The 583-nt window shown below is 43.7% G+C and carries 1 protein-coding gene and 1 pseudogene; both read left to right on the top strand.

Features of this window, described 5'->3' with window-relative positions:
• Window positions 1-281 (top strand): annotated as a pseudogene (locus A3757_RS26530) (xanthine dehydrogenase family protein molybdopterin-binding subunit); the annotation flags it as partial.
• A 1-nt stretch (window position 282) separates the two neighbouring features.
• The coding region (locus A3757_RS06230; protein ID WP_197469877.1) for an XdhC family protein at window positions 283-583 on the top strand (301 nt) is incomplete at its 3' end.

Here is a 583-nt window from a genome sequence, read left to right on the forward strand (position 1 = left end):
TTACAATGCAGATGGAAAGCGGAATTATATTTGGTGCGACTGCCGCACTCTATGGAGAGATTACTTTTGCTGAAGGTGAGGTTATGCAAAGTAATTTTCATGACTATCCTTTGATGAGGATGAATGAATCTCCAGATATTAAAACTTATATTGTCCCGTCAGACGACTCGCCAAGCGGTGTGGGCGAGCCTGGCTTGCCACCGATTGCACCAGCAATCGCTTCTGCTTTGTATAAAGCTACGGGTAAGCGATTTAACTCTATGCCTTTTAAGCTAAGTTAATATGTATGAACAAAACAAGCATGTATTGAATTCGATTAAAGAGTGGCTAGCTCGTGACGAAAAGGTCTTTTTGGTAACGGTTGTTACAACATGGGGAGCTTCCCCTCGTCCGCCCGGTAGTCTGTTTGCCTATAACTCAAGTTTAGGTATGCAAGTAGGTTCTTTGTCAGGTGGTTGTATTGAAGACGCTCTAGTTGAACACCTAAGCCTTGGAAATACCCAATACCCCTTTATCAAAGTCTTTGGTGATCACCCTGATGATGCGCAGCGTTATATGCTGCCTTGTGGCGGTACAATGTCTC

Source organism: Oleiphilus sp. HI0117 (genome assembly GCF_001635235.1).